The following is a 518-nucleotide window of genomic DNA, read 5'->3' as shown; positions in this document are numbered from 1 at the left end:
GTCTTGAACAAGATCGCGGTGATGACGCCCACGACGACGACCAGGACCCAGGCCATGGCCGAGGCGTACCCCATGTCGAACTGGGCGAAGCCCTTGATGTACAGGTACAGCGTGTAGAACAAGGTCGAGTCCGCCGGACCACCCGTACCGCCGGAGATGATGAACGCGGACCCGAAGACCTGGAACGCGCCGATCGTCTCCAGCAGCAGGTTGAAGAACAGCACCGGGCTCAGCATCGGGATCGTGATCCGCCAGAACTTGCGGGCCGGGCCCGCACCATCCACGGACGCGGCCTCGTACAGCTCGGCCGGGATCTGCTTCAACCCGGCCAGGAAGATCACCATCGGGGCGCCGAAGGTCCACACCGCGAGCAGCACGAACATCGGCATCGTCTTGGACGGGTCACCCACCCAACCGCCGGCCGGCAGGCCGAGCAGCTGCTGGATGCGGTCCACGATGCCGTCATCGATGAACATCGCCTTCCACACGATCGCGATCGACACCGAAGCACCGATCAG

1 protein-coding gene is annotated in these 518 nt (G+C 64.5%); it reads right to left on the bottom strand.

Annotated features, from left to right (window positions below):
- Positions 1-518: carbohydrate ABC transporter permease (locus tag AAG589_RS21215; RefSeq protein WP_430569292.1), on the bottom strand; the 518-nt coding region annotated here is incomplete at both ends.

Source organism: Isoptericola sp. F-RaC21, from assembly GCF_038593535.1.
Taxonomy (GTDB): domain Bacteria; phylum Actinomycetota; class Actinomycetes; order Actinomycetales; family Cellulomonadaceae; genus Isoptericola.
Note: the sequence above shows the minus strand (reverse complement) of the source record. Positions and strands in the feature narration are given on the sequence as shown.